Origin of the sequence: Pseudonocardia oroxyli, from assembly GCF_900102195.1 — a bacterium.
In the GTDB taxonomy this organism is placed as follows: domain Bacteria; phylum Actinomycetota; class Actinomycetes; order Mycobacteriales; family Pseudonocardiaceae; genus Pseudonocardia; species Pseudonocardia oroxyli.
This window is the reverse complement of the sequence record NZ_FNBE01000022.1, coordinates 28,082-52,779: the sequence shown is the minus strand read 5'-3', so window position 1 is coordinate 52,779 and position 24,698 is coordinate 28,082. Positions and strand designations below refer to the sequence as shown.

Annotated in this window: 6 protein-coding genes; all 6 read left to right on the top strand. The window is 76.3% G+C overall.

Annotated elements, in window-relative coordinates:
• Positions 1 to 11: 11 nt before the first annotated feature.
• From BLS43_RS31390 to BLS43_RS26645, 6 genes are read left to right on the top strand one after another with little or no spacing between them, the layout of a single operon-like run.
• Positions 12 to 12,929 (top strand): type I polyketide synthase, encoded by a 12,918-nt coding sequence (locus tag BLS43_RS31390; RefSeq protein WP_093089467.1) that lies wholly within the window; start codon positions 12 to 14, stop codon positions 12,927 to 12,929.
• Positions 12,845 to 18,112, top strand: a complete 5,268-nt coding sequence (locus BLS43_RS30675) for a type I polyketide synthase (protein WP_425438578.1) — start codon at positions 12,845 to 12,847, stop codon at positions 18,110 to 18,112. The genes BLS43_RS31390 and BLS43_RS30675 overlap by 85 nt, the downstream gene beginning before the upstream one ends.
• Entirely contained in the window at positions 18,109 to 21,177 is a 3,069-nt protein-coding gene (locus BLS43_RS26660) for a type I polyketide synthase (RefSeq protein WP_093089465.1), read from the top strand. The genes BLS43_RS30675 and BLS43_RS26660 overlap by 4 nt, the downstream gene beginning before the upstream one ends.
• A complete protein-coding gene (locus tag BLS43_RS26655) occupies positions 21,164 to 21,937 on the top strand; it encodes an arylamine N-acetyltransferase family protein (protein WP_093089464.1) in 774 nt (257 codons plus the stop codon). The genes BLS43_RS26660 and BLS43_RS26655 overlap by 14 nt, the downstream gene beginning before the upstream one ends.
• The gene (gene mhpA / locus BLS43_RS26650; RefSeq protein ID WP_176921567.1) at positions 21,934 to 23,505 is read left to right on the top strand and encodes a bifunctional 3-(3-hydroxy-phenyl)propionate/3-hydroxycinnamic acid hydroxylase MhpA; all 1,572 of its coding nucleotides are present in this window, start codon (positions 21,934 to 21,936) and stop codon (positions 23,503 to 23,505) included. The genes BLS43_RS26655 and mhpA overlap by 4 nt, the downstream gene beginning before the upstream one ends.
• The gene (locus BLS43_RS26645; protein WP_093089463.1) at positions 23,502 to 24,689 is read left to right on the top strand and encodes a 3-deoxy-7-phosphoheptulonate synthase; all 1,188 of its coding nucleotides are present in this window, start codon (positions 23,502 to 23,504) and stop codon (positions 24,687 to 24,689) included. The genes mhpA and BLS43_RS26645 overlap by 4 nt, the downstream gene beginning before the upstream one ends.
• The last annotated feature ends 9 nt before the right edge of the window (positions 24,690 to 24,698 follow it).

Sequence of the window (24,698 nt, the reverse complement as noted above, 5' to 3'; positions counted from 1 at the left end):
AACGAGAGACCATGCGAAGCGAGCTGATCCGCCCCCTGCCCGACACACTGCGGGCGCACGCGGCGGGATCGGGTACCACCATCGCGTTCCGGGACGCGCGGCGCGCGGTCACCTACGCCGAGCTCGAGGCCCGAACGGGCCGACTCGCCGGGCACCTGGTGGCAGGCGGGCTGGCCCGCGGTGAGCGGGTGGCGATCCTGCTCGGCAACTCGGTCGAGGTGATCGAGAGCTACCTGGCCGCCACCCGGGCGGCGGCGGTGGGCGTCCCGGTGAACCCGCACGTCACCGCGGGCGAGCTCGATCACCTGCTCCGAGACAGCGGTGCGCGGGTCGTGGTGACGGACCGGGTGCGCCTCCCCCTCGTGCACCTCGTGGCAGGCCCGGACGTCCGAGTTCTCGTCACGGGCGAGGGGACGGCACCCGACGGCGCCGAGTCCTTCGCAGCGCTGGCGGCCGCGACGCCCGACGAGCCCGCCCGCGACGACCTCGGGCTCGACGAGCACGCGTGGATGCTCTACACCTCCGGGACGACCGGCCTGCCGAAGGGCGTGCTCTCGACCCAGCGCAACGCCCTCTGGTCCGTCGCCTCCTGCTACGTGCCGATCCCGGGGCTCTCCGCCGACGACCGGGTGCTGTGGCCGCTGCCGCTGTTCCACAGCCTGTCCCACATCGCGGGCTTCCTCGCCGTGGTCTCGGTGGGCGCCACCTCCCGCATCCTCGACGGGTTCGCCGCCGACGAGGTCCTCGCGGCGCTGCGGGAGGACCGCACGACCTTCCTGGCCGGGGTGCCGACGGTCTACCACCACCTCGTGGCGGCGGCCCGCGAGACCGGCTTCACCGCTCCGGACCTGCGCGTGGGGCTCGTCGGCGGCGCGGTGACCACCGCCGAGCTCCGGGCGGACGTCGAGGAGATTTTCGGGGTGCCGCTGCTCGACGCCTACGGCAGTACCGAGACCTGCGGCTCCATCGCCATGGTCCGCCCGGACGGGCCCCGGGTGGACGGCTCCTGCGGGCAGCCGGTGCCGGGACTGGAGGTCCGGCTGATCGACACCGCGACCGGCGTGGACGCCGCGACCGGCGCCGAGGGCGAGGTCTGGGTCCGCGGGCCCAGCGTCGCGGTCGGTTACCACCGGCGCCCCGCCGAGACGGCGGCCGCGTTCGCCGACGGGTGGTACCGCACCGGCGATCTGGCCCGTCGGGACGGGGACGGGTTCCTGACCGTCACCGGGCGGATCAAGGAGCTGATCATCCGGGGTGGGGAGAACATCCACCCCGCCGAGGTCGAAACCGTGCTGCGGCGTGGCGCCGGCGTCCGGGACGTGGCCGTCGCAGGTCGCCCGCACCCCGTGCTGGGCGAAGTCCCCGTCGCGTACGTGGTCCCCGGCCAGGCCGGTCCCGCCGGGATCGACGCGGGCGCGCTGTTGGCCGCGTGCCGCACGGAGCTGTCCCCGTTCAAGGTGCCCGAGGAGATCCGGCTGATCGCAGAGGTCCCGCGGACGGCGTCGGGCAAGGTCACCCGGCACCTGCTCGCCGAGCGACCGTCCCGACTGGCCGCGAGCGGCGCGAGCCACCACGAGCACCTGCTCCGCGTCGAGGGCGAGCACCTGGTCCGCGTATCCACGGCCGAGGCGCGCACGGCGGTCCGGCTCACCGACCCGGTGCTGGTCACGGGTGCGGAGTCGGCGCTGGCGGCGGCGGTGACCACCCATCTCGTCGGGGCGCACGGGGTGCGCGAGGTCGTGCTGCTCAGCGAGTGGGGCCAGGACGACGGCGCCGGGCCACTCGCCGAGGAGCTGCGCCGGTCGGGAGCCCGGGTCGTCGTGATGGCCGGCGCCGCGAGCGACCCCGAGCTGGTGCGGTTCGCCGTGGGTGCGGCGGGCGGTCGTGTCGGCACCGTCGTGCAGACGCCCGGTCACGGGGATCCGCTGCGGGTCGCCGAGGTCCTGGCGGACGTCGCGGCCGCAGAACCCGAGACGGCCGTCGTGGCCCTGACCGCGCTGAGCCCGGCCGACGGGTACGGCACCGCGGGGCCCGCTCGCGCCCGGTTCGACTGGGCGGCGGCCCGGCGCGCGGAGGGACTGCCCACGACGGTGCTCGCCGTCGGGCCGACGGTGCTCGACGCGGCGGACACGGGCCTCGAGGCGACCCTGCCCCTGGACGGTGCCGACCTGCTCTCGGCGTTCGACGCCGCCCTCGACCAGCCTCCCGGCGACCTGGTCGCCCTGCGCCTGGACCGGCGTCGGGCCGAGGCGGTGCCCGCGCTGCGCACGCTCGTCCTCGAACAGCCGACCGGGCCTTCGGGCGCGGGCCGGGCCCGGCTCGTCGGACTCACCGAGACCGAACGCCGCCGGACGCTGGTCGACGCCGTGCGCGCGTCCGCGGCCGACCTCCTGGGCGTACGCGATCCCGCACACCTGCACCCGGACCGGCCCTTCCGGGAGCTCGGCCTGAACTCGCTCGCCGCGGTCCGGCTGCGTACCGCACTCGCCGAGTACTTCGGGGTCACCCTGTCCGCGACGGCGGCCTTCGACCACCCGTCCCCGAGCGCCCTCGCGCACCATCTCGACGAGGTGCTGCGGGGCCGGCGGACGTCCGCCGCCTCGGTCCGGGAGCGGACGGCCGCCCCCGGCGAGCCCATCGCGATCGTGGCCGCGAGCTGCCGGCTGCCCGGCGGGGTCACGTCTGCGGAGGACCTCTGGCGACTCGTCGCGGAGGAGCGCGACGCGATCGGCGACTTCCCCGTCGACCGGGGCTGGGACACCGACGGCCTCTACGATCCCGAGCCCGGGCTCCCCGGGCGCACCTCCGTCCGCCGCGGCGGGTTCCTCTACGACGCCGCGGACTTCGACGCGGACCTCTTCGGCATCTCCCCGCGCGAGGCCGCCGCCGCCGACCCCCAGCAGCGGCTGCTGCTGGAGCTGGCCTGGGAGGCCTTCGAGCGCGCAGGGGTGGACCCGCGGTCGCTGCGGGGGGCGGAGGTCGGCACCTTCACCGGGGTCATGCACCACGACTACGCGAGCCGGCACGACCAGGTCCCCGACGAGGTCCAGGGCTACCTCGGCATCGGGACCGCGGGGAGCGTCGCCTCGGGGCGGATCGCCTACACGCTGGGGCTCGAGGGGCCCGCCATCACGGTCGACACCGCGTGCTCGTCGTCGCTGGTCGCGTTGCACCTGGCGGTGCAGTCGCTGCGCAGCGGCGAGACCACGCTCGCCCTCGCCGGCGGCGCGGCCGTCATGGCGACCCCGGGTGTCTTCCTGGAGTTCTCCCGCCAGCGCGCGCTGGCCCCGGACGGGCGGTGCAAGGCCTTCGCCGACACCGCCGACGGCACCGGGTGGTCGGAGGGCGCCGGGCTGCTGTTGCTCGAGCGGCTGTCGGACGCGCGCAGGCTCGGCCATCCGGTGCTGGCCGTCGTGCGGGGCACCGCGGTCAATCAGGACGGCGCCTCGAACGGGCTGACCGCGCCGAGCGGCCCGGCCCAGGAGCGGGTGATCCGCGCGGCCTGGGCCGACGCCGGTCTCTCCGGGGCGGACGTCGACCTCGTCGAAGCCCACGGGACCGGGACCACGCTGGGGGACCCGATCGAGGCGCAGGCCCTGCTGGCCACCTACGGTCGGGAGCGGGCCGCGGACCGGCCGCTGCACCTCGGCTCGCTGAAGTCGAACATCGGACACACCCAGGCCGCGGCCGGTGTCGCCGGGATCATCAAGGTGATCGGCGCGCTGCGGGCGGGCACGCTGCCGCGCACCCTGCACGTCGACCGCCCGTCCGCCCGGGTGGACTGGTCGAGCGGGGCGGTCGAGCTGCTGACCGAGGCCCGCGACTGGGCCGCGGGGGAGGAACCCCGACGCGCTGCCGTGTCCTCGTTCGGGGTCAGCGGGACCAACGCGCACGTGATCGTCGAGGAGGCCGTCGAGGAGGCCTCGGTGTCCGTGCCCCGGGTGGCGCCCGCCGCCGTGCCCTGGGTGGTCACCGGCCGAGGCGCCGCGGCACGGGACGCGTTCGCGGCCCGCGTACGGGCCGCGGTCGATGCCGCCGACGCGGCGGACGAGCACCACACGCTCGCCGACGTCGGGTGGTCGCTGACCAGCACGCGCGCGGCGCTCGACCACCGCGGTGTCGTCGTCGCCTCGACCCTCGGGGAGGCGCTGGCCGGGCTGGACGAGCTCGCCTCGGCCGCGCCGACCACGGCGGTGACCGGGGTCGCCGACGTCGCGGGTCGAACGGTGTTCGTCTTCCCGGGCCAGGGCGCGCAGTGGGTCGGGATGGGTGCGGAGCTGGCCGAGTCCTCCCCGGTGTTCGCCGAGGCCGTCGACGAGGTCGCCGCCGCGCTGGCACCCCTCGTCGACTGGGACCTCTGGGCGGTCCTGCGGGCCGAGCCGGGCGCACCCTCGCTCGAGCGGGTGGACGTGGTGCAGCCGGCGTCCTTCGCCGTCGGGGTCGCGCTCGCGCGGCTGTGGGGCGAGTTCGGGATCGTGCCCGACGCAGTCGTCGGGCACTCCCAGGGCGAGGTCGTCGCCGCGCACGTGGCCGGGGTGCTCACGCTGGCCGACGCCGCGCGCGTCGTGGTCGCCCGCAGCCGGGCGATCGCGTCCGGGCCCGCGGGCCGCGGCGGGATGCTCGCCGTCTCGCTCACCGAGGCCGAGGCGGTGGCCCGAGCGGGGAGCCGGGCCGAGGTCGCCGCGGTCAACGGACCGGCCGCTGTCGTGCTGGCGGGGGAGCGGACCGCCCTCGCGGAGCTCGCCGCCGAACTGGAGGACGACGGCGTGCGGAACCGGATGATCCCGGTGGACTACGCGTCGCACACGGCGGCGGTCGATCCGACGCGGCCCGAGATCCTGGCCGCCCTGGACGGCCTGCGGCCCACCCGGGCGCGGATCCCGTTCTGGTCCACGGTGGAGGGCTCCCCGCTCTCCGGCGAGGAGCTCGACGCCGACTACTGGTTCCGGAACCTGCGCAGGCCGGTCCGGTTCGGCGCGGTCGTCGACAGCCTCGTCGACGCCGGGTTCTCCGCCTTCGTCGAGGTCAGCCCCCACCCCGTCCTCACCTACCCGATCGAGCAGGGCCTCGAACGCCACGACGTCGCCCGTGCGGTCGTCACCGGCACCCTGCGCCGTGACGACGGCGGCCTGCACCGATTCCTGCGCTCGGCGGCGGCGCTGTTCGTGCGTGGGCTGCCGGTCGACTGGGCGCCGGTCTTCGCCGGGACCGGCGCCACGCGGGTCGACCTGCCCACCTACCCGTTCCAGCGGGAGCGCTACTGGCTCGAGTCGGTGGCCGCGGGAAGCGCGGCGGGGGTGGCGGCCGCCGGGATCGAGGCGGCGGACCACCCACTGCTCGACGCGGTCGTCCCGCTCGCGGGTCGGGATGCCGTCCTGGCCGTCTCGCGGGTGTCCCTCCGCGAGCATCCCTGGCTCGCCGACCACGTGGTCGACGGCGTGGTCCTGCTGCCCGGCACGGCGCTGCTCGACGCGGTGGCCGCGCTCGGGGACCGGCTCGGTGCGCCCGTGGTCGAGGAGCTCACGGTCTCCGTGCCGATCCGGGTCCCCGCCACGCGCGCGATCGACGTCCAGGTCGAGATCGGTCCCAAGCAGGACGGACGGCGTGCGGTGACCGTGCACGTGCGCGCGCGACCGGAGGAGCCGTGGGCTGAGCACGCCACCGGTTCCCTCCTCGCCGACCCGCTCACGCCACCGACCGGGAACACGCCGTGGCCGCCCGCGGGGGAGGCCGTCGACGTCGCCGGGCTCTACGAGCGCCTGACCGTCGACTACGGGCCCGCCTTCCACGCGGTGCGGGCCGTGTGGCGAGACGGCGAGCGGGTGCATGCCGAGATCACGCTGCCCGAGGAGGTGGACGACGCGGGCTACGGACTCCACCCGGCCCTGCTCGACGCCGCCCTGCATCCGGTGCCGGTGACCGACCTGCTCGACGGGGGCGACCGGGCGCGGCTGGCCTTCTCCTGGTCCGGCGCCCGGCGGTACGCCACCGGAGCCCGCACGCTGCACGTGACGCTCGCGCCCGCCGGGCCGGACGCGATCACACTTCGCGCGAGTGACCCGTCCGGTGCCCCGGTCCTGGAGGTCGACCGGCTCGTGCTGCGGCCCGTCCCGGCCGCACGGGACGACTCGCTGTTCGAGATCGGGTGGGTGGCCGCATCCGTACGAGGCGCCTCCGGGGAGTTCCGGCTGCTGAGCCCACACGAGGACCCGGCTGGCCCGGACACGCCCGTCCTGGTGCCGGGGACGGGTGCGGCGGACCTCGGCGTGCCGGAACGCGCGCGGGCCGCCGGGCTCGGCGCCCTGACCACCCTGGCCGGCTGGCTGGCGGACGAGCAGCTCGCTACGCGCGCACTCGTCGTCGCCGTGCAGGCGGGCGACCCGGCGGGGGACACCGTCGCCGGGCTCGTGCGCTCCGCCCAGTCCGAGCACCCGGGCCGGATCCGGCTGCTGGAGCTCGACCGGGTGGACGAGGCAGGCGTGCGCACCGGGCTGGCCGTCGACGGGGACGAGCCGCGGGTCGCCGTGCGGGACGGGGTCGCCCTGGTGCCGCGCCTGCGCCGTGCGGAGGCACCGTACCGCGACCCGGTCGACCTCGCCGGAGGTGCGGTGCTCCTGACCGGGGCGACCGGTGGGCTGGGGCGGCTGATCGCGCGGCACCTGGTGACGACGCACGCGGTGCCCGAGCTAGTCGTCGTGACCCGGTCCGGGCTCCCCGACGCGCAGCGCGACGAGCTGGAGCGCGCAGGTGCCGTCGTCCACGCGGTGACCGGCGACGCGGCGGACCGCACTGTACTCTCCGACGCCCTGGACCTCGTGGGGGACCGGCTCGTCGGCGTGGTGCACGCGGCAGGGATCGTCCAGGACGGCGTCCTCGCCGCCCTGGACGCCGAGCGGTGGCATCGCGTCGTGCGCACGAAGGCGGACGCGGCCTGGCACCTGCACGAGCTGACCGCGGGGCGGGACCTGCGGGCGTTCGTGCTGTTCTCCTCGGCCGCCTCGACCTTCGGCGGGGCGGGACAGGCCAACTACGCGGCCGGCAACGCCTTCCTGGAGAGCCTCGCCGCCCTCCGTCACGCCCACGGCCTGCCCGCGACGGCGCTCGCCTGGGGGCTGTGGGAGCAGCAGGCGGGGATGGGCGGGCGGCTCGCCGGGGCCGACCTCGCCCGGATGGCCCGAGTGGGCACCCTGCCGCTGTCCGACGAGCAGGGCCTCGCCCTGTTCGACAGGGCACTGGTCGGCGATCGGCCCACGCTGGTGCCGATCCGGCTCGACCTCGGCGCGGTCCGCACCTCCGGCGAGGTGCCCCCGCTCCTGCGCGACCTGGTCCCGCGGCGGGCCGCGACCCGGACCACCACCGGCCTGTCCGGGCGGATCGCCGGTCTGCCCGAGGGGGATCGGGCCGCGGCCGTCCTCGACGAGGTCCGGGCGCACGTCGCCGCCGTCCTCGGGCACGGCACGGCGGACGCCGTCGACTCGGCACGCGCCTTCAAGGACCTGGGGTTCGACTCACTCACCGGGGTGGAGCTGCGGAACCGCCTCACGGCGAGCACCGGCGTGCGGCTTCCCGCCACCGTGGTGTTCGACCACCCGACCCCCGAGGCACTGGCCAGGCACCTCCTGGGCGAGCTGCTCGGCCGCCGTCCCGAGACCGCGGTCGCGTCCCCGGGCCGCCCGGCGGTGTCCGCGGACGACGACGCCATCGTCATCGTGGCCGCAGGCTGCCGGTTCCCCGGTGGCATCACCTCACCGGAGGCCCTGTGGCGCTTCGCCGAGTCCGGGGGTGACGCCATCGGCCCCTTCCCCACCGACCGTGGCTGGGACCTCGACTCGGTGTTCGCCGCCGACCCCGACCGCTCGGGCACGACCTACGTCCGCGCAGGCGGCTTCCTCGACGACGTGGCCGGGTTCGACGCGGAGTTCTTCGGCATCAACCCGCGCGAGGCACTGGCCATGGACCCGCAGCAGCGGCTGCTCCTCGAAGTGTCCTGGGAGACCCTCGAGCGGGCCGGCATCGACCCCGCCAGCCTGCGCGGCAGCCCCACGGGGGTGTTCGTCGGCACCCACGGCCAGGACTACGGCACGGGCGACCAACGTGGCGCGGGCGCCGACGAGGGGTACCTGGTGACGGGCAACGCGGGCAGCGTGCTGTCCGGCCGGATCGCCTACACACTAGGGCTGGAGGGTCCTGCCCTCACCGTCGACACCGCTTGCTCGTCGTCGCTGGTGGCACTGCACCTGGCCGGCCGGGCGCTGGCTGCGGGCGAGGTGACGCTGGCACTCGTGGGCGGCGTGTCGATCATGTCGACCCTCGACGGCATCGTCGGCTTCTCGCGCCAGCGCGGGCTCGCCCAGGATGGCCGGTGCAAGGCCTTCGCCGACGGCGCCGACGGCTTCGGGATGGCCGAGGGTGTCGGGGTCCTGCTGCTCGAGCGGCTGTCCGACGCGCGCAGGCACGGCCATCCCGTGCTGGCCGTGGTCCGGGGCACCGCGGTGAACCAGGACGGCGCGTCCAACGGGCTCACCGCCCCGAACGGGCCCTCGCAGGAGCGGGTCATCCGGGCCGCGTGGGCGGACGCAGGCCTGTCCGGTGCGGACGTCGACGCCGTCGAGGCCCACGGGACCGGCACGGCGCTCGGCGACCCGATCGAGGCTCAGGCCCTGCTCGCCACCTACGGCCGCGAGCGGTCGCACACCGCGCCGCTGCTGATCGGTTCGGTCAAGTCGAACATCGGTCACACCCAGGCCGCGGCGGGTGTCGCCGGCGTCATCAAGATCGTCGAGTCGCTGCGTCACGGGCGGCTGCCCGCCACCGCGCACGTCGACCGGCCGTCCTCGCACGTGGACTGGGCGAGCGGCGCGGTCGAGCTGCTGACCGAGCCGCGGGAGTGGCCCGTGGGGGAGCGGACGCGGCGAGCCGGGGTGTCGGCCTTCGGGGTCAGCGGCACCAACGCCCACGTGATCCTGGAGGAGCCGCCGGCGGTCGAGCGTGGCAGGCCTGCCGCCGGGCGGCCTGCCGACGCACCCGTCGCCTGGCCTGCGGTGTGGTCGGTATCCGGGCGGACCGAGCAGGCGCTGGCCGCGCAGACCGCGCGGCTCGCGGACTTCCTCGACGAGCACCCGGACCTCGGGCCGGCGGAGGTCGCCGTCTCGCTGGGGCGGCGGTCGGCGCTCCGGCACCGATCGGTGGTCCTGGCGGCCACCCGCGAGGACGGGATCGCCGGACTGCGCTCGGGAGTCGGCGTCGCCACCGGGGAGGCCGACGTGACCGGTGGGCGGGTGTTCGTGTTCCCGGGGCAGGGCACGCAGTGGGCCGGGATGGGGGCCGAGCTCGCGGCGTCGTCGCCGGTGTTCGCCGCGGCGCTGGACGAGGTGGCCGAGTCGCTCACCCGGTTCGTGGACTGGGACCTGTGGGCGGTGCTGCGCGCCGAGCCTGGAGCGCCCTCCCTGCAGCGGGTCGACGTGGTGCAGCCGGCGTCGTTCGCCGTCGCCGTCGGACTCGCGCGGCTGTGGCGCTCGCTCGGGGTGGAGCCCGACGCCGTCGTCGGGCACTCGCAGGGCGAGGTCGCCGCCGCGCACGTGGCGGGGGCGCTCACCCTGGACGACGCGGTGCGCGTCGTGACCTTGCGAAGCAGGCTCATCGCGGAGCGGCTCGCCGGGCGGGGCGGCATGGTCTCGGTCGGCCTGCCCGCGGCCGACGCGGCCGAACGGCTCCGCTCCCGGCCCGGGCTCGAGACCGCCGCGGTCAACGGGCCGGGATCGGTCGTGGTGGCCGGACCCCCGCAGGCCCTCGACGAGGTGCTGGAGGTCCTGGGCGCGGAGGGGGTTCGGGTGCGCCGGATCCCGGTCGACTACGCCTCGCACACCTCCCAGGTCGAGTCGGTCGAGGCCGACCTCGTCGCCGCGCTGGCCGAGATCTCCCCGCGGGCCGGCACGGTGCCGATCTGGTCCACGGTGGAGGGTGGCTGGGTCTCCGGGGACACGCTCGACGCGGGCTACTGGTACCGCAACCTGCGCAGCCCGGTCCGGTTCGGTGACGCCCTCGCGGGGTTGGTCGGAGCCGGGCATCGGGCGTTCATCGAGGTCGGTGCCCACCCGGTGCTCACGTTCGACGTGGCCCAGGAGCTCGACCGGCACGACCACCCGTCCGTGGTGACCGGCACCCTGCGGCGCGACGACGGCGGCCCGGCGCGGTTCCTCGCCGCCGCCGCGGCGCTCGCGGTCCGCGGCATCGACGTGGACTGGTCCCCGCTGCTCACGGGCGCCCAGCCCGCTGCGCTGTCCACCGCGCCGCCGACGGTGCTGCCCACCTACGCGTTCCAGCACCACCGGTTCTGGTTGGACCCGGTGCCCGGCGGCACCGGGGACGTGCGGGCAGCCGGCCTCGAGCCCGCGGAGCACCCGCTGCTCGGAGCCGTCGTCGGACTGCCCGGTGCGGGTGGTGCGGTGGCGACCGGCCGGGTCTCGCTCACGACCCACCCGTGGCTGGCCGACCACGCGGTCGCGGGGACGGTCCTGGTCCCCGGCGCCGCGCTGCTCGAGCTCGTCGTGCGGGCCGCCGACGAGGCCGGCCTGCCCGCCGTCGAGGAACTCGTGGTGGAGGTCCCACTGGTGCTGCCGGAACGGGGTGCCCTGCAGCTGCAGGTGACCGTGACCGCGGACGGCGAGGTGGAGCTGCACGCCCGGGCTGAGGACACCGGGCGCGACGGCGACTGGACGCGCCACGCCCGCGGCCGGGTGGTCGCGGAGCTCGCCGGCGAGATCGGCCGGAACTCGGTACCCGCCGTGTGGCCGCCCACCGACGCCGAGCCCGTCGACGTGGACGCGTTCTACCCGCGGCTGGCGAAGGCGGGGCTGGAGTACGGGCCCGCGTTCCACGGCGTGCGGGCGGCGTGGCGCCGCGGTGCCGAGGTGTTCGCCGAGGTCACGCTTACGCCGGAGTCGGGGGGCGGCTCCTTCGCGCTGCACCCGGCCCTCTTCGACGCCGCGCTCCAGGCCGCGAACCTGGGCGCCGCTCCGCAGGTGGGTCTGGACGAGGTCCTGCTGCCCTTCGCCTGGCACGGCTTCGCGCTGCACCGGACGGGGGCGACCGCACTGCGGGTGTACGCCGCGCCGACCACCGACGGCGTCCGCGTGAGCGTCGCGGACCCGACGGGTGTCCCGGTGGCCTCGCTGGAGGAACTCGTCCTGCGGCCCACCCCTCGCGCGGCACCGGTACCACGCGCGGGAGCGCTGTACCGCACCGAGTGGGTGCCGGTCAGCGCGTCCACCGCAGGTGGCGCGGCGGCCGTCCTGGATCTCACGGACGCCCCCGGTGAGACCGACCTGACGCGGGCGCGGGCGCTCACCGAGTCGGCACTCGCCGGCGTGCAGGCCCACCTGGCGTCGGCGGACGGGCGGTCCGCGGAGCCCCTGGTCATCCTGACCCGGGGTACGGAGGACCCCGCCACGGCGGCCGTGTGGGGACTCGTCCGGTCCGCACAGACTGAACACCCGGGCCGATTCGTGCTCGTCGACACCGACGACCCGACCCCGTCCCCGGCTGCCCTGGCGCGGGTGGGTGAGCCGCAGCTGCGGCTCCGGGACGGGGAACTCACGGCTCCGAGGCTCGTGGCGGTGTCGACCGCACCCGCCGCGACGGTGCCGGGACTCGACGCGGGCACGGTGCTCGTCACCGGGGGCACCGGCACGCTGGGCGGCCTGGTCGCCCGGCACCTCGTCACGGACCACGGGGTGCGGCGGCTGCTCCTGGTGAGCCGCAGCGGGCCCGGTGCGGCCGGCGCCGAGGAGCTCCGGACGGAGCTCGTGAGGCTGGGCGCCGAGGTCACTCTCGTCGCCGCGGACGTCGGGGACCGGGCCCAGGTCGCGGCGCTCCTGGAGGCCGTCCCGGACCTGACGGGGGTCGTGCACGCGGCCGCCGTGCTCGACGACGGCGTCGTCGAAGGCCTGACCCCGGCCCGGCTGCATACCGTGTTCCGGGCCAAGGCGGACGCCGCCTGGCACCTGCACGAGCTGACCCGGGACCGAGACCTCGCCGCGTTCGTGCTGTTCTCCTCGGGGGCGGGCACGTTCGGCAGCGCGGGCCAGGCCGGCTACGCGGCCGCCAACGGGTTCCTCGACGGGCTCGCCCGGCTGCGGGCGGGGTCCGGGCTCCCCGCGGTGTCCGTGGCCTGGGGGTTCTGGGAGCGGGCCAGTGCGCTCACCGGTGCGCTCGACGCGGCGGGGCGCGCGAGGCTGGCGCGCGGCGGCGAGGCCGGGCTCTCCGACGCGGAGGGCCTCGCCCTCCTCGACGCCGGCCTGGCCGCGGCCGAACCCGCGCTCGTCGCGACGGCGCTGGACCTCGACGCGATCAGGCGGCTCCCGGAGGCCCCGCCCCTGCTGCGGGGAATCGTCCGGCCGTCGCGGACCCGCCGCGGCACGGCGCACGACGAGGGCGGGGACGGCCCGGCGGCGCTGCGCGTCCGGCTCGCGGGGCTGGAACCCGCGGCACGGGAGCGGTCCGTGCTGGACCTCGTCCGCGGTCTGGCCGCGGACGTGCTGGGGCACGACGGGCCCGCGGCGGTGCGTCCGGGGCAGGCCTTCACCGAGATTGGTATCGACTCGCTCACGGCCGTGGAGCTCCGGAACCGGCTCGCCGCGGCCACCGGCGAGCGCCTCCCGGCCACGGCGGTGTTCGACCACCCGAATCCCGTCGCCCTCGCCGCGGTGCTGCGCGAGCGGCTCGGGATCGACGCGACCGCCGACCCCGCCCTGGTGGAGCTCGACCGGCTGGAACGAGCGCTGGCGGCGGCGGACGGCGAGGTCCGGGAGCGGGTCGCCACCCGGCTCGCCGAGCTGGCCCGCGTCTGGGCGGCGCCCACCGGGGCGGACCTCGACCCCGACACCGACGACGAACTCTTCGCGCTCCTCGATCAGGAACTGGGACGGTAGCGATGGCGGACGACGACAGACTGCGCGAGTACCTGAAGGTCACGCTCGGCGAGCTGCGCCGGGCGCGGGCCCGGCTGCAGGAGCTGGAGACGGCCCGCTCCGAGCCGATCGCGATCGTGGCGGGCGCCTGCCGGCTACCCGGCGGGGTGCGCACCCCCGAGGACCTGTGGCGGCTGGTGGCGGAGGGCCGCGACGCGGTCGCGCCCTTCCCCACCGACCGCGGCTGGCCACTCGACGCGCTCTTCGCCGACGACGCCGACCGCGTCGGCACCACCTACACCACCGAAGGCGGCTTCCTCGAGGATCCGGGCGGCTTCGACGCCGCCCTGTTCGGCATCTCCCCGCGCGAGGCGCTCGCGATCGACCCCCAGCAGCGACAGCTGCTGGAGCTGGCCTGGGAGGCGTTCGAGCGAGGCCGGATCGACCCGACGTCGCTCCGCGGCGCCCCGGTCGGGGTCTATACGGGGCTGATGTACCACGACTACGCGGCGAACCGGGTCACGCTGCCGGAGGGGCTGGAGGGCTACTTCGGGATCGGGAACTCGGGCAGCGTCGCCTCCGGGCGGATCTCGTACACCCTGGGTCTGCACGGCCCTGCTCTGACCGTGGACACCGCGTGCTCCTCGTCGCTGGTGGCCGTGCACCTGGCGGTGCGCTCACTCCGCTCGGGGGAGACCGATCTCGCGCTCGCCGGGGGCGCCGCCATCATGGGCACCCCCGAGGTGTTCGTGGACTTCGCCCGTCAGCGCGGCCTGGCCCGCGACGGGCGCTGCAAGGCGTTCGCCGACGGCGCGGACGGCACCGGCCTGGCCGAGGGCGCCGGGCTCCTGCTGCTGGAGCGCCTCTCCGACGCCCGCCGCAACGGGCACCCCGTGCTCGCGGTGATCCGGGGGACCGCGGTCAACCAGGACGGGGCCTCGGCCGGCCTGACCGCGCCCCACGGCCCGTCCCAGGAGCGGGTCATCCGCGCCGCGCTCGCCGACGCGGGCCTGACGACCGCCGACGTCGACCTGGTCGAGGCGCACGGCACCGGGACACCGCTCGGGGACCCGATCGAGGCCCAGGCCGTCCTCGCCACCTACGGGCAGGGCCGCAGCGCGCAGCGGCCCGTCCACCTGGGCTCGGTCAAGTCGAACCTCGGCCACACCCAGGCCGCCGCGGGGGTCGCCGGGATCCTGAAGTCGGTCGGCGCGCTCCGGCACCGGACGCTGCCCCGGACTCTGCACGCCGACCGCCCGACCGCGAAGGTCGACTGGTCCGACGGCGACGTCGTGCTGCTCACCGAGAACCGGGACTGGGCCGCGCCGGAGGGGCCTCGACGAGCGGCGGTGTCCTCGTTCGGGGTGAGCGGGACGAACGCGCACGTGGTGCTCGAAGAGGCACCGGTCGACGAGACGCCGCGCACGGAGCCGACGGGCACGGAGCCGACGGGCACGGCGGTGCCGCTGCCGATCTCGGGACGGACCGCCGCGACCCTGCGGGCGCAGGCGGAACGCCTCCTCGCCCTCGCCGACCAGGATCCGCGGGCGCTGGGCCACGGGCTCGCGACCACCCGGGCGGCGCTGGAGGAGCGCGCGGTCGTGATCGCGGCGACCGCCGACCAGACCGCCTCCGGCCTGCGCGCGCTCGCCGCGGGCGAGCCCGCGGCGAACCTCGTCACCGGACGCGCGGACGTCGACGGCCGCACGGTCCTCGTCTTCCCCGGGCAGGGCGCTCAATGGGCCGGAATGGGTGCGGCGCTGCTCGACGAGTCGCCCGTGTTCGCCGAGGCCTTCGGGGCGGCGACCGCGGCACTCGCCGAGCTGGTCGACTGGGACCCGGAGGCACAGGTGCGGGCGGTGCCCGGGCCGGAGCGGGTGGACGTCGTCCAGCCGCTGTCCTTCGCGGTCGCGGTGGGGCTGGCCGCGGTGTGGCGGGCCCACGGCGTGGTGCCGGACGCCGTCGTCGGCCACTCCCAGGGCGAGATCGCGGCCGCGTACGTGGCGGGCGCCCTGTCGCTGTCGGACGCGGCACGGGTCGTCGTCGCGCGCAGCCGCGCCATCGCCGCCGGTCCGGCCGGGGGCGGCGGGATGCTGGCGGTCGGTCTGCCCGAGGAGCAGGCGCGGACCCGGGCCGCGGGGCGCGCCGAGGTCGCCGCGGTGAACGGGCCCTCGTCGGTGGTGCTCGCGGGCGAGCGGGACGCCCTCGGCGAACTGGCCGCCGAGCTCGACGGGGCGGGCGTGCGGGTCCGCCGGATCCCGGTCGACTACGCCTCGCACACGGCCGCCGTGGAGCGCCTCGAGTCGGAGATCCTGCAGGCACTCGACGGGCTGCGCCCGGAGCGGCCGCTCGTGCCCTTCTACTCCACGGTGGAGGGTCGCTGGGTGCGGCACGGGGAGCTCGACGGGGCCTACTGGTACCGGAACCTGCGCCAGACCGTCCGGTTCGGCGAGGCGGTGGAGGCCCTGGTCGCGGAGGGACACCGAGCGTTCGTCGAGGTGAGCCCGCACGCGGTGCTGACCGGCGCGATCGAGGAGGCGCTCGACGGTACGGCGGAGCCCGCGGTGGTGACCGGCACTCTCCGTCGCGACGACGGCGGCCTCGACCGCCTACTCACCTCGGCCGCCCGACTGTGGGTCCGCGGGGTCCCGGTGGACCTGCGGCCGGCGTTCGGTGCGGAACCACCAGGGCCGGTCGAGCTCCCCACCTACCCGTTCCGCCACGAGCGGTACTGGCTGCGCCCCGGCGACGGCCGGGAGGCGGGCCACCCACTGCTCGACGCGGTGGTCTCGCTGCCCGAGACCGGCGGCGCCGTCGGCTCCGGGGTCCTCTCGCTCTCCCGCCATCCGTGGCTGGCCGATCACGCGGTCGAGGGCCGGGTCCTGCTGCCCGCCACCGCGCTGCTGGAGCTCGTGCTGCCCACCGCCGAGCAGTCCGGCCATCCGGTCGTCGAGGAACTGCTGGTCGAGCAGCCGCTGATACTGCCGGACCGGGGTGCGCTCGACGTGCGGGTGGTCGTGGGCGAGGTCGACGGCACGGGCAGGCGTCCGGTCGGCGTCCACGCCCGACGGCAGGACGACACGGATCCGGACGCCTGGACCCGGCATGCCCGCGGTCACCTCGGCGCGGGGGAGCGCAGGGCCGTGGAGGTCCTCGCCGAGCCGAGACAGCGGATCGGGCTCGACGACTTCTACGGCGACCTCGCCGACCGCGGCTACGGCTACGGCCCGGCCTTCCAGGGCCTGCGGGCGGCGTGGCGGACCGGCGACGTGGACGAGCTCGTCGCCGACGTCGCCCTGCCCGCCGAGGCGATCGTCGACGGGCCCCCGTTCGGGGTCCATCCGGCCCTGCTGGACGCGGCGCTGCAGGCCACCAGCCTCGTGCGGCCCGACGAGGCCCGCAGGCGGTTGCTCCCCTTCTCCTGGGAGGGGGTGCGGGTGTACGCGACCGGCGCCACCGCCCTGCGGGTCCGGGTGCGGCGGCTCGGCCCGGACGTCTTCGCGCTCGCAGCCTCGGACCCCTCGGGCGGCCTCGTCGTGACGGTCGACGCGCTGACCCTGCGGCCCGCGGCGAAGGCCGGAACGCCTCCGGTGGAGGACCTCTACCGGGTCGTCTGGCGCCCGGTGGCCCTGCCCGCCCCGCCTGCCCCGCCTGCCGGGGGAGCGACTGCCCTGCCCGCCGTCGTCGACCTCACCGGGACGGTCCCGGGATCGCCGCCCGCCGCGGCGCGGGCGGCGACCGCGACGGTGCTCGACGCGTTGCGCGCCGTCGACGGCCCGCTGGTCGTCGTCACCGGCGAGGACCTCGGCGAGCCGGTCACCGCGACCGTGTGGGGCCTGGTGCGCACCGCGCAGTCGGAGGACCCGGGCCGGATCACCCTGGTCGCGGCCGCCGATGCCGCGGACCCCCTGGTGCGCGCCGCCGTCGCGTCGGGCGAACCGCAGGTGCTGCTGCGGGCGGGCGAGGCCCTCGTTCCCCGGCTCGCCCGGGTGTCCGCGGCGGGCGCCTGCCGGCCCTGGAACCCCGACGGGACGGTGCTGATCACCGGTGGGACCGGCACCCTGGGCGCCGCCGTGGCCAGGCACGTCGCCCGCACCCGCGGCGTCCGGCACCTGGTGCTCGTCGGGCGCACCGCGGCCGACGATCCCGCGCTTCGGGCCGAGCTCGCCGAGCTCGGTGCGCAGGTGCGGTTCGCCGCGGCGGACGTCGCCGACCGGCAGGCGCTGGCAGCCGTCCTCGCCGCGATCCCCGCCGAGCGCCCGTTGACCGCGGTGGTCCACGCGGCCGGGGTGCTCGACGACGGCGTCCTGACCAGCTTGACGCCCGAGCGGGTCGACGCGGTGTTCCGTCCCAAGGTCGACGGCGCCTGGAACCTCCACGAGCTGACCCGGGACGCCGAGCTGGCGGACCTCGTCCTGTTCTCCTCCGGCGCGGGCACGTTCGGCACGCCCGGGCAGGGGAACTACGCGGCGGCCAACGGTTTCCTCGACGGGCTCGCCGCCCGGCGTCGCGCCGCGGGCCTCCCCGCGGTGTCGCTGGCCTGGGGGCTGTGGTCGGAGACCAGTGGCCTCACCGCCGGGGCGGACCGCCGTCGGCTGGACCGGGCCGGCCTGCGCGGGCTCTCGACGGCGGAGGCCCTCGCGCTCTTCGACGCCGGGCTCGCCGGGACGGACCCCGTGGTGCTGCCGACCCGGTTCGACGTCGCCGCCCTGCGCGGGCAGGCCGCCACCGGCGCTCTGCCGGTGCTGCTGAGCGACCTCGTCCGGGTCCCGCGCGCCACGGCCGCCGCCGCGCAGGAGTCGGCCCCGCCGGCCTCCCTGCGGGACCGGCTCGCCACGCGAACCGCCGCCGACCGGCTCCGCGAGCTGGTCGAGCTGGTCCGGCGGCACACCGCCGCGGTGCTCGGACACGCCGACATCGACGCCGTCGCCGCCACGCAGGCCTTCCGGGAGGCGGGCTTCGACTCGCTCGCCGCCGTCGAGTTGCGCAACCGGGTCGCCGCCGCGGCGGGGGTGGTACTGCCCGCGACCGTGGTCTTCGACCACCCGACCCCCACGGCGCTCGCCCGTCGGCTGCGCGACGAGCTCTGGGCCGATCCCGAACCCGAGGCGCCCGCGGCGGCCGGGGCCGACGAGATCGAACTCATCGAGTCCATGCAGGTGGACGACCTGATCGCCCGAGCGTTGGGAGGTGCCGGCCGATGAGCGACGACCGGCTGGTGGCGGCTCTGCGAGCCGCGTTGGTGGAGAACGAGCGGCTGCGCAACGGCGCGGGGGCGCGCTCGGAGCCCATCGCGATCGTGGCGGCGGCCTGCCGTCTCCCCGGCGGCGTCCGCTCGCCGGAGGACCTCTGGGAGCTCGTCGCCGCGGGCCGGGACGCGGTCTCCGGGTTCCCGACCGACCGCGGCTGGGACCTCGGAGCGCTCTACGATCCCGACCCCGGCGCGGCGGGCCGCTCGTACGTGCGAGAAGGCGGCTTCGTCGACGGTGCAGGCGACTTCGACGCAGGCTTCTTCGGCATCTCCCCGCGCGAGGCGCTCGCGATGGACCCCCAGCAGCGGCTGCTGCTCGAGCTGTCCTGGGAACTCGTGGAGCGCGCCGGCATCGACCCGACGTCGCTGCAGGGCAGCGACACCGGCGTCTACACCGGCGTGATGTACCACGACTACGCGTCCGGGCTGCGTGAGGTGCCGGAGGGCCTGGAGGGTTTCCTCGGCACGGGCAACTCCGGCAGTGTGGTGTCCGGACGGGTCGCCTACACCCTGGGGCTGCAGGGGCCTGCGATCACGGTGGACACGGCGTGCTCGTCGTCGCTGGTCGGGGTGCATCTCGCGGCCCGGGCACTGCGCGCGGGGGAGTGCTCGCTCGCCCTGGCGGGCGGCGTCGCGCTCCTCTTCTCCCCGGCGCCGTTCGTGGAGTTCTCCCGCCAGCGCGGGCTGGCCCCGGACGGCCGCTGCAAGGCCTTCGCCGACGCCGCGGACGGCACCGGCTGGGCCGAGGGGGCCGCCGTGCTCCTCCTCGAACGGCTCTCCGACGCCCACCGCAACGGCCATCCCGTGCTCGGACTCGTCCGCGGCTCCGCGGTCAACCAGGACGGTGCCTCCAACGGGCTGACCGCCCCGAACGGACCCGCCCAGCAGCGGGTGATCCGACGCGCGCTCGCCGACGCGGGCCTCGGACCCGCGGACGTCGACACCGTCGAGGGACACGGGACGGGGACGACGCTGGGCGACCCGATCGAGGCCCAGGCCCTGCTGGCCACCTACGGGCGGGAGCGACCCGCCGATCGGCCCCTGCTGCTGGGGTCGCTCAAGTCCAACATCGGTCACACCCAGGCGGCCGCGGGGGTCGCGGGGATCATCAAGATCCTGGAGGCGCTGCGGCACGGCGTTCTCCCGGCCACCCTGCACGTGGACCGCCCGTCGTCCCGCGTGGACTGGTCGGGCGGCGCGGTCGAACTCCTGACGGACGCCCGGGCTTGGCGGCGGGGTGCGGGCCCGCGCCGGGCCGGGGTGTCCTCCTTCGGGGTCAGCGGGACGAACGCCCACGTGATCGTGGAGGAGGCCCCGCCCGCACCGGTCGACGACGGCCCGACGGGTCCACCGCCCGGCACGGTCCCGCTCGCGGTGTCCGGCGCGGACGCCGACGGGCTGCGGGCCCAGGCCGCCCGGCTCGCCGACTCCCTCGACGTCGGGGAGGCCGGGCTGGCCGACGTCGCCCTGTCCCTCACCACCACGCGGGCGTCGCTCGCTCATCGCGCCGTCGTCGTCGCCGGGTCCCGGGCGCAGGCGGTCTCGGGGCTGCGCGCGCTGGCGGCAGGACGTCCGGCCCCGCACGTCGTCACCGGATCCGCCCGGGTCGACGGCCGGATCGCGCTGGTCCTGCCCGGCCAGGGCACGCACTGGGCGGGCATGGGCGCCGACCTGCTGGCCTGGCCGCGCTTCGCCGAGGCGATCGACGAGATCGCCGCGGCGTTGCACCCGCACGTCGGCTGGGACCTGCGCGCCGTGCTCACTGCGGCCCCCGACGCTCCCGGCCTGGACCGGGTGGACGTGGTCCAGCCCGCGTCGTTCGCGGTCGGGGTGGCGCTGGCCCGGCTGTGGGAATCCTTCGGGATCCGGCCGGACGCGGTCGTCGGCCACTCGCAGGGCGAGATCGCCGCCGCCACCGTGGCCGGTGCCCTGTCGGTCGCCGACGGCGCGCTCGTCGTCGCGGTGCGCAGCGGGCTGATCGCGCAGACGCTGTCCGGGCACGGCGGGATGGCCTCGCTGGCGCGCACCCCCGCCGACGTCACCGAACGGCTGCGGCACCGGGCGGGCGCGCTCGAGATCGCGGCGGTGAACAGCCCGCGCTCGGTCGTCGTCGCCGGCGATCCGGACGCGGTGCGGGAGCTGGTCGCGGAGGTGGAGGCGGAGGGCGGCCGGGCCCGGTGGGTCCCCGTCGACTACGCCTCGCACACCGCCCACGTCGAGAAGATCGAGAGCGAGTTGCGTGCGGCCCTGGCAGGCGTGCGTCCCCGGACGTCCGCCATCCCCTTCTATTCGACCGCGGAAGGCGCCTGGGTCGACGGCACCGCCCTCGACGGCGGCTACTGGTACCGCAACCTGCGGCGTCCGGTCGGCTTCGCCGCCGCCACGGCGTCCCTCCTCGAGCAGGGGTTCCGGGTGTTCGTCGAGGCCGGGGCCCACCCCGTCCTGACCGGTTCCGTGCAGGAGAGCATCGACGGTTCCGGCGCCGTCGCGGCCGTGACCGGTTCCCTGCGCCGCGAGGACGGCGGGCCGGCCCGGTTCCTGACCTCACTCGCCACCCTGCACGTCCACGGCGTTCCCGTGGACTGGTCGCCGCTCTACGCACGCACGTCCACCCGCCCGACCACCCTGCCCACCTACGCCTTCCGGCGCCGGCGGTACTGGCTCGAATCGGAGGCCTTCCCCGTGACGACCACATCAGGACCAGAGACCGAGACCGCGGCGGCCGAGACTCCGGAGCCGGACCTCGCCGCCCTGCCCGAGGACGCACGCGTGGCCGCGCTGACGGAGATCGTGCGCGCCGACGCCGCCGCGGTTCTCGGGCATTCCGGCCCCGAGGCCGTCGCGCCGGACGCGGTGTTCTTCGAGACCGGGTTCACCTCCCTCACCGCGGTCGAGGTGCGGGACCGGCTGGCGGCACGGACCGGCCTGGAGCTGCCGTCGCTGCTGATCTTCGACCACCCCACGCCACAGCTGCTCGCCGACCACCTCGCCCAGGAGCTCGCCGATGTTCGACGTTGACCGCTATCTCGCCGTGCTCGGGCAGTCGAGCCGGCCCGAACCGACCCGAGAGGTGCTCGCCCTGCTGCACCGCCGCCACCTCGCGACCCTCCCGTACGACAGCTCGCTCAACGCGGGTCGGGGCCTCGCCCTGTGGGCGGGGATCGACATCGACGTCGACGCGGTCTTCGACGAGATCGTCACCGGGGACCGAGGGGGCGTCTGCTACGAGCTCAACGGCCTGTTCCGGGAGCTGCTGGCCCGGCTCGGCTACGAGGTGGGGGTGCTCGCGGCCGGGATCCGCCAGGTCGACGGCTCCTTCGGCCCCGACCTCGAGCACGTCCTCTCCTTCGCGCGGGTCGACGGCGAGTCGCTGCTCGTCGACGTCGGGTTCGTCGGGCCCTCCTACCTGGAGCCGCTGCGGCTCAGCGACGAGGTGCAGCACCAGGCGGGCACCGACTTCCGCGTCGTGCCCGACGGCGGGTACCAGGTCGTGCAGCGGCGTGGTCGCGTCGGGGAGTGGCAGCCCGTGTACCGGCTGCACCCCCGCCCTCGCGCCCTGTCCGAGTGGCGGCGACCGGACACCGGGCTGGAGGAGTTCGCGCGTCGCCTCGCGGGCGCGGGCACGGTCGTGCGGGGTCGGGCGACCGACACCGGCCAGAAGATCCTCATCGGGCGCAGGCTGCTCGTCGTCGACGACGGGAAGGACACGCTGCGCGGGCTGGTGACCCAGGCGGACCTCGACGACGCCGTGGCGGACATCCTGCGGCGGCCGGCGTGAGCGAGCCCCGCCTGGAGGCCGACGTCGTCGTGGTCGGTTTCGGTCCGGTGGGGCAGGTGGCGACCCTGCTGCTGGCACGCCCGGGCCGCCGGGTCGTGGTGCTGGAGCGCTGGCCACGGCCCTACCCGATGCCCCGAGCGGTCTCCTTCGACGGCGAGTCCGGGCGGATCCTCGCCGCCGCCGGAGTCGGTGACCGGCTGGCCGAGGTCGCGGAGTCCTCGCGGGACTACGTCTGGCAGAACGGCACGGGGACCGTGCTGTTCGAGGTGGACGTCTCCGACCGCGGCAGGTCGGGTCATCCGGACTCCAGCGCGGTGTACCAGCCGGGCCTCGAGGCGGCGCTGGCCGAGCGCGCCGCGTCCCTGCCGGGGGTCACGGTGCTGCGGGGCCGCGAGGTGGTCGCGCTCGACCAGGACGCCGAGCGGGTCCGGGTGGTGACGGCCGGACCGGAGCCCCTCGTCGTCGAAGCGCGCTGGCTGGTCGCGTGCGACGGGGCGAACAGCACGGTGCGCTCGGCCCTCGATCTCCCGGTGACCGACTTCGGCTACTTCAACGACTGGCTGACCTGCGATGTCACCGTGCACGACGGGAGGGTCTTCGAGCCGAACAACCTGCAGGTGTGTGACCCCGCCCGACCGCGCACCGCGGTCTCGGCCGGCCCGGGGCACCGTCGCTGGGAGTTCATGCGGCTGCCGGACGAGGATCCGGCGGACTTCGGCACGGCGGAATCCGCATGGCGGCTGCTCGGGCTGTTCGGGCTCGACCCGGGCAACGCGACCCTCGACCGACACGCGGTCTACACCTTCCAGGCGCGCTTCGCGAACGAGTGGCGCTCGGGGCGGGTGCTGCTGGCCGGGGACGCCGCGCACCTGATGCCGCCGTTCGCCGGGCAGGGGATGTGCTCGGGGCTGCGGGACGCGGCGAACCTCGCCTGGAAGCTCGACCTCGTGCTTCGCGGTGCGGCGTCCCAGGAGCTGTTGGACAGCTACACCGCCGAACGCAGGGTGCACGTCCAGCACGCCATCGGGATGTCGATGAATCTGGGGCGGGTCATCTGCCAGACCGACCCGAAGGCGGCCGCGGACCGCGACACGGCCATGGCGGCCGCCGCCGCGCGCTCGCGCGGGGCACCGGCCGAACCCGCGGTCACCGCGTTGACCCGAGGGGTGATCCGCAAGGACGCGACCGGGCTGGGCGGCGTGCTCGGCCCGCAGGGCACGGTGACGTACGGCGGCGTGACCGGGCTCTTCGACGACGTCGTCGGCACCGGGTTCGCGCTGCTCTCCACCCTGCCCGTCGACCAGCTGCTCGACCCGGCCCGGCGCGCCCGGCTCGCCGCACTCGGGGCCCACTCCGTGCAGGTGGTGGCCCGCGGGGCCGACCCGCTCGGGGCGGCCCGGGACGACGACGACGTCTACCTGCCCCTGCTCGCGGCGGCCGGCGCGGTGGCTGCGCTGGTCCGGCCGGACTTCTACCTTTTCGGCGGCGCGAGCGACGCGGCCGGGGCGCGAGCCCTCGTCGACGACCTCGTCCGCCACCTCGGTTCCGAAAGGCTCTCCCCGGTATGACCTCCTTGGCTTCCGGCCCGGCGACCGACCCGCTCGGTCCGGCCGGCGCGCACCTCGCGGCCGCCACCGCCCGGCCCGCGGTCCAGCAGCCCGAATGGCCGGACCCGCAGCGGGCCGCGGCCGTCCGCCGGGCTCTCGCGCTCATGCCGCCGCTCGTCACCGCCCAGGAGGTGCAGGGCCTGCAGTCCCTCCTGGCCGGCGTCGCGCGGGGGGAGGCGTTGGTCGTGCACGGCGGCGACTGCGCGGAGACCTTCGACGGCAACACCCGTGAGCACCTGGCCGGCAACCTCGAGACGCTCGACGCCGTCGCCGACGTGCTGGGCGGCGCGGCCACCCCGGTGGTGCGGATCGCTCGGATGGCGGGCCAGTACGCGAAGCCGCGCTCGAACCCGGTCGACGCCGCCGGGCTGCCCGTCTACCGGGGGGACATCGTCAACTCGGCGACCGGTACCCGCGCCGCCCGCGCGGCCGACCCGCAGCGGATGCTGCGCGCGTACGCGGACGCGGCGAGTGTGCTGGACCGGATGAGGACGGGTCCACACGAGGTGTTCGCCGGGCACGAGGCGCTGCTGCTGGACTACGAGTCGGCCCTGGTCCGGCGCTCCGGGGCCGGATGGTTCGGCGGATCGGGGCACTTCCTCTGGATCGGCGAACGCACCCGCCACGCCGACGGCGCGCACGTCGCCCTGCTCGGTCTGGTGGACAACCCCGTCGGCATCAAGCTCGGGCCGGGAGCGACTCCGGCCGAGGTCCTGTCCTACCTGCGGCAGCTCGATCCCTGCCGCATTCCAGGGCGGGTCTCGCTGATCGTGCGGATGGGTGCCGAGCGGGTGGCGGAGCGACTGCCTCCGATCCTGGCGGCGGTCGCGGCGACCGGGCACCCGGTAGTCTGGCTGTCCGATCCCCTGCACGCGAACACCGAGACCACCGGCTCGGGACTCAAGACACGCCGCCTGAGCCGGGTCCTGGCCGAGGTGCGCTCCTACGCCGCGGCCCACCGGGCGGTCGGGACCCACCCTGGCGGGCTGCACCTCGAGCTCACCGGCGACGACGTCGCCGAGTGCGTCGGCGGCGCCATCGCACCGGGCGACCTCGGCGAGCGCTATCTCACGGCCTGCGATCCGCGACTCAACCGAGCCCAGGCGGTCGAGGTCGCGGCGGCAGCCGCGCACGAGTTCGCCTGACCCGGGCCG

What these genes read in the sequence shown, in the direction of transcription:
- BLS43_RS31390 (WP_093089467.1), top strand. Translation starts at nt 12, where the DNA reads ATGCGAAGCGAGCTGATCCGCCCCCTGCCCGACACACTGCGGGCGCAC.
- BLS43_RS26660 (WP_093089465.1), top strand. Translation starts at nt 18,109, where the DNA reads ATGAGCGACGACCGGCTGGTGGCGGCTCTGCGAGCCGCGTTGGTGGAG.
- BLS43_RS26655 (WP_093089464.1), top strand. Translation starts at nt 21,164, where the DNA reads ATGTTCGACGTTGACCGCTATCTCGCCGTGCTCGGGCAGTCGAGCCGG.
- BLS43_RS26645 (WP_093089463.1), top strand. Translation starts at nt 23,502, where the DNA reads ATGACCTCCTTGGCTTCCGGCCCGGCGACCGACCCGCTCGGTCCGGCC.